We start from the raw sequence: 8,436 nt of genomic DNA, 5'->3' as shown, positions 1-8,436 counted from the left end.
GTGCGCTAAGCCGACGTCGACCCTGGTAGGTGGCTGACGGAGCGTCGGCGACCGGACCCGTCTGAAGTCTTCCCACGGATAACGCCCTATTATCTGCGGGAGCTTGGTTCGTCACCTGCGGTGACGTTCTCCGGGCCGTACGTGAAGCGGCCCTGTTATCTGTGGCAAGGGGGAGCGGTGCCCACCGTCGTGCAACTGCCGACCGGGAAGGCGTTGACCGTCCGTGCGGCGGCCGACGCCTTCCTCGACTCGCTCTGCAACCCGAACACGGTCCGCAGCTACTCGACGGGTGTCGGCAAGACCGCCGAGCGGATAGGGGAGGGCCGTCCGCTGGGGTCGGTCGCGGACGACGAGATCGGCGAGGCCCTGGAACTGCTGTGGGGCACCGCGGCGGTCAACGCCTGGAACGCCCGCCGGGCGGCGGTGCTGTCCTGGCTGGGCTGGTGTGCGGAGTACGGCTACGACAGCCCGCAGGTTCCGGCCTGGACGAAGCGGCTGGCGGTGCCGGACTCCGAGACCCCGGCCCGCTCGAAGATGGCCGTGGACCGGCTCATCGCCCGGCGCGAGGTCCATCTGCGGGAGAAGACGCTGTGGCGGATGCTCTACGAGACCGCCGGGCGGTCCGAGGAGATCCTCGGCGTGAACATCGAGGACCTGGACCTCGCCGGCCGCCGCTGCCCGGTGAAGGCCAAGGGCGCCCGGAGCAAGGTCCGCCGCCGTGGGCAGGCGCGCGAGGACTTCGTGCTGGAGACCGTCTACTGGGACGCCGGCACCGCCCGCCTGCTGCCCCGGCTGCTGCGTGGCCGTACCCGGGGGCCAGTGTTCGTCACCCACCGCCGTCCCGGCCCGGGGAAAGTCGTCAGCCCGCGCGACGTGTGCCCGGACACCGGCCTTGCCCGCCTCTCCTACGGCCAGGCCCGCGCCCTGCTGGATGAGCACACCGCGGTGCGCGGGCCGGGGACCGGCTGGGACCTGCACGAGTACCGCCATTCCGCCCTGACCCACCTCGGGGAGCAGGGCGCCTCTCTGCTGATGCTGATGGCGAAGTCCCGGCACAAGAAGCCCGAGAATGTCCGCCGCTACTTCAAGCCCTCCTCGGAGGCGATCTCCGAGCTGACCAGTCTGCTTGCCCCGGGCGGCACCAGCCGCTGATTGCTCACCGTCCCGGAGTGCGAAGCGCCGGGGCGTGGGGGAGAGACCGCTCTGCGTCGGATGCGTCTCGTACCTTTTGACGACCGGAGCGGGCTTGTGTCAGTCGTGCGCTCTTGGCGCTTGCGCTGTGACGCTGCCGGTATCGGCTGCCGTCCTGCTCCATTGGGCCAGCAGGCGCAGGGAGGTCTCGGACGGGCTGCCGGGTTCGGTGCCGTAGACGAAGAGGATCTGGTCGGGGTCGTCTGCGGGGGTGAGGGCCTGGTAGGTGACGGTGAGGTCGCCGACGAGCGGGTGGTGGTAGTCCTTGGTGCCGGTCGTGCGCTGGTGGACTTTGTTGTCGGACCAGAAGCGGCGGAATTCCTCGCTGTGTATGGACAGGTCACCGACCAGGGCACTGAGGGCTGGGTCGTCGGGGTGGCGGCCCGCGTCGAGGCGGAGCATGGCGGCGGTGTCGGCGGCGACGCGGGGCCAGTCCCGGTACAGCTCGCGCGCGTGCGGGTTGAGGAATACGAAGCGGGCCTGGTTCCGCTCGGCCGCGGGGAGGGCGCGGAAGTCGGTGATCAGGCGTCCGGCGAGTGGGTTGTGGGCCAGCACGTCGAGGCGTCGTCCGAGGATGAAACCGGGGCGGCCGGTCTGCTGGAGGGTGTCCAGCAAGTCCCAGGTGGCGGGGTGGACGCGCTGGGGGCGGGGGCGCCGGCGGGCTGGCCGGGGCCGTGGCCGGGCGAGGGTGTGCAGGTGGCTGCGCTCAGCGTCGTCCAGGTGCAGGGCGGTGGCGAGCGCGTCGAGGACCTCTGCGGAGGCGCTGCGGCTGCGACCTTGTTCGAAGCGGGTGTAGTAGTCCACGCTCACCCCGGCCAGCCGGGCGAGTTCCTCCCGACGCAGTCCGGATACCCGGCGTCGGCCCAGGCCCGGGTCGTCGAGCCCGGCTTCCCGCGGGGTGAGGCGGGTGCGGGCAGAGCGGAGAAATTCCGCCATGGGTGCGCTGGTGGGGTGCTCACGGTCCATACATCCAGGGTCGCGCGTTCACTGAGGATTCGGCGGCGGGAGGGTGGCCCATTTTGTCCCCCGATCAGGCGGGCCCTTTTGATGCCTCTTTTGCCTGCTCAGAGTTGGTTCAGTGGATGCCGGAGCCCGCCACCGCAAGGGGTGTCCGGGCGAAGCGAACGGATGGAGATACCTTCATGGCAACGTGGTTCATCACCGGCGGCTCCCGCGGGCTGGGGCTGGAGATCGCGCGGGCGGCACTGAACGGCGGCGACAACGTCGTGGTCGCCGCCCGTGACCCGCGGAAGTTGCCGGACGAGCTGTGCCAGCACGACCGCGTCCTCGGTGTCGCCCTCGACGTCACCCGCGGCGAGGACATCACCGCCGCGGTCGAGACGGCTGTGGAGCGCTTCGGCACGATCGACGTCCTCGTCAACAACGCGGGGCGCGGTCTGCTCGGGGCGCTGGAGGAGATCACGGACGCCGAGGCGCGGTCCCTGTTCGATCTCAACGTCTTCGGGCTGATCAACGTCACCCGCGCGGTCCTGCCCGCGATGAGGGCGGCCGGAGCCGGAAAGATCGTGAACATCGGCTCCCGCTCCGGCTTCGAGGGCGAGCCCGGGGTGAGCATGTACAGCGCGTCGAAGTTCGCGGTGGCCGGTATCAGCGAGGCGCTCGCGGTGGAATTGGAGCCGTTCGGGATCCAGAGCATGGTCGTGGAGCCCGGGGTCTTCCGCACCGACTTCCTCGACGCCAGCTCCCTGTCGACCGCGGCCGAGCGCATCCCCGCCTACGTCGGCACGCCGGCCCACGCCACCCTGGACTGGATCGACACCGCCAACCACACCCAGCTCGGCGACCCCGTCAAGGGCGCCGCCCTGATCTATGAGGTGACCTGCCAGGACAAGCTGCCTGGGCACCTGGCCCTGGGGCGCGACGCGATCGAACGCCAGCTGGTCAAGATCCGCAGCCTTCAGGACGACCTCGCGGCCTGGCAGGACAAGTCCGCCGCCACGGCCTGCGACGACGCTGCCTGACCACCCCAAACCAATCCCGGGCAATAGGAAATTTCTCATCATGACGTACCTGCTTACCAGCCGGCCGTTGGACGGCCGTGTGGCCGTGGTCACCGGAGCCTCCAGCGGCATGGGGGCGGCCACCGCCCGCCGACTCGCCGAACTTGGAGCCTCTGTCGCCGTCATCGCACGCCGCCAGGAAAAGCTCACCTCCCTCGCCGCCGACATCACCGCGGTCGGCGGAAAGGCCATACCCCTGTCCGTCGATGTCACCGACCGGGCAGCCGTCCGCACAGCCGCCGACCAGGTGGCGGGCACGCTGGGACCGGCGGACCTGGTGTTCAACAACGCGGGCGTCCAGTTGATCTCTGCCATCGACGAGCTCAAGGTCGAGGACTGGCAGCGGCAGATCGATCTCAACATCACGGGAGTGATGAACGTGATCGCTGCCTTCCTCCCGCACCTGACTGCCAGCGCTGAGCGTGGAAAGTCCGCGGACCTGATCAACACCTCCTCCATCGCAGCGACACGCATTCTGGAGAAGTTCTCGATCTACTCGGGGACCAAGGCGTACATCAGCCACCTCACCCGTCTCATCCGAGTCGAACTGGGCCGGAAGAACGTGCGGGTGAGCGCCATCGAGCCCGGCATGGTCGACACCGAACTACCCGACCACGTCACCGACCCCGACGCCAGCGCCCTGATGGCCGGCCTGCTCCACGACATCGAGTGCCTGCGCAGCACCGACATCGCAGAGACCGTTGCCTTCATTGCCGCTCTTCCCCGACACGTCAACATCAGCGAACTGACCATCCTGCCCACGGCCCAGCCCGTATAGCGCAACAAACAGGCGGTGTACCTGCGCTGCTGGGGTCGCCCCCAGGCTCACACCGGTCAGGGCACGGCCGTCATGCGTTCTGGTCAACGACTCAGCCTCTGGTGTGTCCAGAGGCTGAGTCCCGTGGCCTGCTGGCTCCCGGCGCTCAATCGTCGTCGGTGGCGTGCTTGTCGCGCAGGGGCCGCAGCCCTCCGGGCAACTCGGGGAGCTGGAAGGAGTACCGGCCGAGCACGTTGATGTGGTGGCGCACGAACGGCGACAGCCGGGCAACGTCCTCGTCGCGGACCTCGAAGCCGTCGCTGCGGAGCTGCGTGACGGCAGCGTCCATGTACCTCGTGTTGAACAGCACGAGGGCGTTGAGGACCAGGCCCAGCGCGCCGATCTGGTCCTCCATGCCGTCCTGGTAGCGCTGGTAGAGCTGCCCGGCCCGCCCATGGAAGATCTTCCGCGCGAGCGCGTGGCGGCCTTCCTGGAGATTGGCCTGCACCTTGATCTGTCGGCGGTAGCCGGGTTCGTCGGCCAGGCGCAGGATGTGCAGGGTCTTCGCGATCCGCCCGTAGTGGGCGATCGCGTCGCCGAGTGGGGTGGGGCGGCCATCGCGGGAGAGCATCCGGATGACGTCGTAGGCGCGGACGGCTCCGGTGTGGATCGAGCCGATGATCCGCAGGATGTCCTCCCAGTGCCGTTCGATGCGGGCGAGGTCGATCCGGCCGCGGGCGGCGTCCTGGAAGGCGCCGTAGTCGGCGGTGCGGTCGATGCGCCACATCTTCTGGTCGGGCAGGTCGGCGAGCTGCGGGGCGTAGGCGAACCCGGCCAGGGTGAGCTGTCCGAACACGATGTCGCTGTAGCTCGCGGTGTCGGTGACAATCATCTCCGGGCGCTTGCCGCCGTCGCGGTCGTAGAGGACGTCCAACACGTACAGCGAGTCGCGCGGGGTGCCGGCCACGACCTTCCCGCCGAGTCCGGCGGCCTGGTCGTTAATCATGTTGAGCCAGGTCGCGCCGCCTCGGCGCCCGAAGTACTTCGGGTTCGGCCGGGCGTACACGCTGGGGACGGGGACGACGAACCGCATCCCGTCCACCGAGGCGACCAGACCCCCGCCCCACCCCTGCGCGAGGCCGATGGACGCCTGGTGCCCAATGAGGGCGGCGTTCGCGGCCCGGTAGGTCGCCAGCCGCAGGTACGTCTGGTCGACGTGGGACAGCCGCCCGTACTTCAGCGCGTCCACGCCGCCCAGGACCGGGGTGTAGCCGACGTTGCAGCCGTGGGCGACCAGCAGCGCGGCGATCGTGACGTGCAGGTCCTTCAGCCTCGCCTCGCCACCGGTGACCGAGGTGAACGCCTGGTCAGCGCCGGTCCAGGAGAACACCTCCAGCAGCACCTCGGGCAGGTCCACACGCGGCAGCATCGCGTTCACGGCCACCCGCAGATCCAGCAGGGAGGCCGGTTCGGGCTCCGGCTCCAGGGCGGCGAAGTGCAGCCGCCCGTCGTCGTCGAAGACGATCTGCGCGTTGTCCGGGACCCGGCCGGCGACCTCCCGGTAGGTGCCGTCCAGCAGCGCGGCCCGCGCCGCCAGGTGCCCGCCCGCCTCACCGGGCAGGTTCAGCGAGGCCAGCACGGTCGGCCGGGCCTGCTCCCACGCCTCACCAGCCAGCAGCTTCGCCCTGGGGTCACCCCACTTGGACGAGTTCTTCGCGAACACCTGCTTGCTCCGCAGCATCCGGTGCAGCTGCTCCAGGACGCAGAACGTGTACGCCTTCCAATCCACCGTGCCCGGCTCCAGGTGCGGGGCCGAGAGCACCAGGCGCCGCCACGACCCGGTCAGCAGACCGGTGTCGATCTCGGCCGGGCCCACCTTCTTGCGGCCCATCAGCTCCGGCAGCGACCGCAGCGCGTTCAGCACGGCCTCGCCCTCGGGGGTGGCGTCGAAGTCCACCACGGTAACCAGCAGCCGCAGGAACGGCCGGACGGTCCCGAACCGGCCCACCAGCATCGCCCGCCATGCCTCGTCGGCGTCGGAGTCCAGCGGCGGAGTCAGCTCGAACAGCGCGGCGATCGCCGCGGCCAGCTCGTGGCGGGGCACCACCTGCTCGATCTCCGCCCACATCGCGTCCAGGCTCGCCACCTTCGGCGGCGCGATCTCCCCCGTGTCTGTGTCGACCTGCTCGGAGGTGGTGTCGAACACGACCTGGAACGCGGTCGCCAGCTTCGCCGACGCCCGCTCCACGCGCGGCAAGGTCTTCAGTTTCTCCTTCGCGCTCTCGCGCTCCGCCCTGGCCAGCAGCTTCGTCGCGATCAGGACCTCCAGCAGGTCCAGCGCGTCATCCACCGCCCGCGACGTGAGGTACACCGTGGTGGCCAGCAGCGTCGCCAGCCGCCGAGCATCCGAGTGCCGACGCAGCAGCGACGCCTTGCCGTCCACCCCGTATCGCGACAACTCCGCCAGGCGCCGCGGCGGTATCCCCGACACGTCCAGGGCGCCCATCCCGAGCGCGGCGATCTCCTCCGCCCGCTCCAGGGCCCGCTTCATCTGGGGGCCCGAGATCCGCACCGGACCGCGCCGCAGCCGGTCCAGCTCCGAGACCCGCTCGCCGGGCGGCACCGTCAGCAGGGAGTCCAGCACCGCCCGCTGCCCGACGCTCAGCATCCCGTACAGGGTGTCCCACAACCGCTGGTTCGCCGCCTCCCGCACCGCCCCCACCAGCCGGGCCAGACGGCTTGCCCCCGGCAGCAGCACCCGACCCTCGCGCAGCCAGCCCGCCGCCGCGTCGAACAGCGCCTTCGGACCGTCCCCCGTCGTCCATGCCCGCGCGTCCAGCCAGCCCGCCAGCTCCTCGCGGACCTCGGCGAAGTCCCGCCAGCCCCCGGCCTCCTGGATCTCCCCAGCGTGGGTACGGGCCGTACCGTCCCGCTCGCCGTACAGCTTCAGGCACGAGGCGTCCGCGATCTCCAACTGCCCGGCCAGGTACTCGGCCACCTCCGCCGGCACCTGCCGCGGGTCTGACAGGAACCGGCCCAGGAACCGCACGCTCGTCAGCTGGACTGCGAACCCGAGCCGGTTGTGTGAACGGCGCTTGGCCTGCACCGCCTCCCGGTCCGCGTCGTCCAGGAAGAAGTACCGCTCCAGCTCCGCCCGCGAGGGCACCTCGTGGAACGCCCCGTACCGGGCCGCCTGCTCATCCGTCAGGAACTCGACCGCCACAACAGCTCTCCGAAGATCGACAACAACGACCCACGAAGGCTCCGACGCTCAATCACCCCAGGTCAAAGCACCAAACCGCCCAGCGAACCTTTAGCGCACGATCTGACACGGATGTTCCTCAGACCCCGGTCACATCACTCCGTGGGCTGCTCCCGAGCGTCCGTGATGCCACCCGGCACGTGCGGGTCGAACCGGCCGGCGCGCATAGCTTCGATGCATTGCAGGACGCGGCCGAAGGACGTCAGCCCGTACGTGATGTATCGCGTAGGTGAGTCCCCGAGCACGCTTTCACGCTCGATGGGAACGCCGCCCATGATCGCCCGGTACGTGTCACGCGCCTCGTGCCCGGGGTGAGCCCTGATCCACGCCATCTCGACGTCCGACGCGAACTCGTTGGCGGACGTGCAGGTATACCGGTTCCAGTCCTCGACGGGCTTGGTCGGGTCAAGCGCGGCGATCGTGCGTACCTGCTCGATGCAGCGCTCGTAGATGCGGGACAGCTCGGCGTTCAGATCTTGGCTCATCAGGGTTCTCCCTCCCCGCGCCGGACCATCCGGCGACCGGTGGACCCTGCCCCAGGTGGCAGTGGAACAGTCGCACCGCCACATACGCGATCCAGTGGGCCGCGGGGGCGAAAGCGGTCGGTGAGCCCTGATCCCGCAAGCACCGCAACCGCAGGTCTGCGAGCCCTATCTTCTTTTTCATGACAGCGAACCGACGGCCGCTACCGACCTCGGATGATCGGGAGCTGCGGCTCTGGAGGGTGGGCCGGGCTCTGGCCGTCACCTTTGTTGCCGCAGTCCTGGTGGCAGGCTGCGTCTTCTACAGCCTGGTGTACCTGCTGGACTTCAAGGAGATCGACAGCACCGCGAAGCTCGACGCCAAGACGCTCTTCGACCTGGTGAAGCTCTCCTTCGGGGTGGTCGCTGGGGCCGGTGCGCTCGTCGCCCTGGTCGTGGCCTACCGTCGCCAGCGCGTCGACGAAGCCGGTGCTCACCGCGAAGCCACCAAGCTCCACACCGAACGCTTCTCCCAGGCCGTCGAGCAACTCGGCTCAGACTCGCCAGCCGTCCAGCTCGGCGGAGTCCACGCCCTTGCTGGCCTCGCCGACGACGCCCCCGACGACAGTCTGCGCCAGACCTGCATCGACGTTCTGTGCGCCTACCTCCAGCTTCCCTTCACCCCCGACCCCGGCAACGACCCCGCCCACCGAGAGGAACACCACCGCTTACCTGGAGCAATGT

Annotated in this window: 6 protein-coding genes and 1 pseudogene; 4 read left to right on the top strand and 3 right to left on the bottom strand. The window is 69.6% G+C overall.

The window, feature by feature from the left end:
• The first annotated feature begins 177 nt into the window (after positions 1-177).
• The gene (locus AC5L3C_RS37725; protein WP_493653616.1) at positions 178-1,152 is read left to right on the top strand and encodes a tyrosine-type recombinase/integrase; all 975 of its coding nucleotides are present in this window, start codon (positions 178-180) and stop codon (positions 1,150-1,152) included.
• Positions 1,153-1,251: 99 nt separating this feature from the next.
• Here the strand turns inward: AC5L3C_RS37725 and AC5L3C_RS37720 are convergent, their stop codons facing one another.
• Entirely contained in the window at positions 1,252-2,127 is an 876-nt protein-coding gene (locus AC5L3C_RS37720; RefSeq protein ID WP_493653615.1) for a helix-turn-helix transcriptional regulator, read from the bottom strand.
• Between the two features lie 206 nt (positions 2,128-2,333).
• On the opposite strand from AC5L3C_RS37720, the gene AC5L3C_RS37715 reads away from it, so the two are divergent.
• Together AC5L3C_RS37715 and AC5L3C_RS37710 are read left to right on the top strand one after the other, a co-directional pair.
• A complete protein-coding gene (locus AC5L3C_RS37715; RefSeq protein ID WP_493653614.1) occupies positions 2,334-3,173 on the top strand; it encodes an SDR family NAD(P)-dependent oxidoreductase in 840 nt (279 codons plus the stop codon).
• 40 nt (positions 3,174-3,213) lie between these two features.
• Complete coding sequence (locus AC5L3C_RS37710) at positions 3,214-3,990, top strand: SDR family oxidoreductase (RefSeq protein ID WP_493653613.1); 777 nt, start codon at positions 3,214-3,216, stop codon at positions 3,988-3,990.
• A gap of 145 nt (positions 3,991-4,135) precedes the next feature.
• Here AC5L3C_RS37710 and AC5L3C_RS37705 read toward each other — a convergent pair whose 3' ends face one another.
• Both AC5L3C_RS37705 and AC5L3C_RS37700 read right to left on the bottom strand, forming a co-directional pair.
• Positions 4,136-7,192, bottom strand: coding sequence for a Tn3 family transposase (locus AC5L3C_RS37705; protein WP_493653612.1), 3,057 nt, complete (start codon positions 7,190-7,192; stop codon positions 4,136-4,138).
• A gap of 134 nt (positions 7,193-7,326) precedes the next feature.
• The gene (locus AC5L3C_RS37700) at positions 7,327-7,716 is read right to left on the bottom strand and encodes a hypothetical protein (protein WP_493653611.1); all 390 of its coding nucleotides are present in this window, start codon (positions 7,714-7,716) and stop codon (positions 7,327-7,329) included.
• 179 nt (positions 7,717-7,895) lie between these two features.
• On the opposite strand from AC5L3C_RS37700, the pseudogene AC5L3C_RS37695 reads away from it, so the two are divergent.
• Positions 7,896-8,420: pseudogene (locus AC5L3C_RS37695) on the top strand (pentapeptide repeat-containing protein); the annotation flags it as partial.
• Positions 8,421-8,436: the final 16 nt, after the last annotated feature.

The sequence above is a fragment of the Streptomyces speibonae genome, assembly GCF_984686075.1.
This window is presented reverse-complemented; position numbering and strand designations above follow the sequence as displayed.

Bases quoted from the DNA above. Each gene is read 5' to 3' on its own strand.
- AC5L3C_RS37720 (WP_493653615.1), bottom strand. From the start codon at position 2,127: ATGGCGGAATTTCTCCGCTCTGCCCGCACCCGCCTCACCCCGCGGGAA.
- AC5L3C_RS37715 (WP_493653614.1), top strand. From the start codon at position 2,334: ATGGCAACGTGGTTCATCACCGGCGGCTCCCGCGGGCTGGGGCTGGAG.
- AC5L3C_RS37710 (WP_493653613.1), top strand. From the start codon at position 3,214: ATGACGTACCTGCTTACCAGCCGGCCGTTGGACGGCCGTGTGGCCGTG.
- AC5L3C_RS37700 (WP_493653611.1), bottom strand. From the start codon at position 7,716: ATGAGCCAAGATCTGAACGCCGAGCTGTCCCGCATCTACGAGCGCTGC.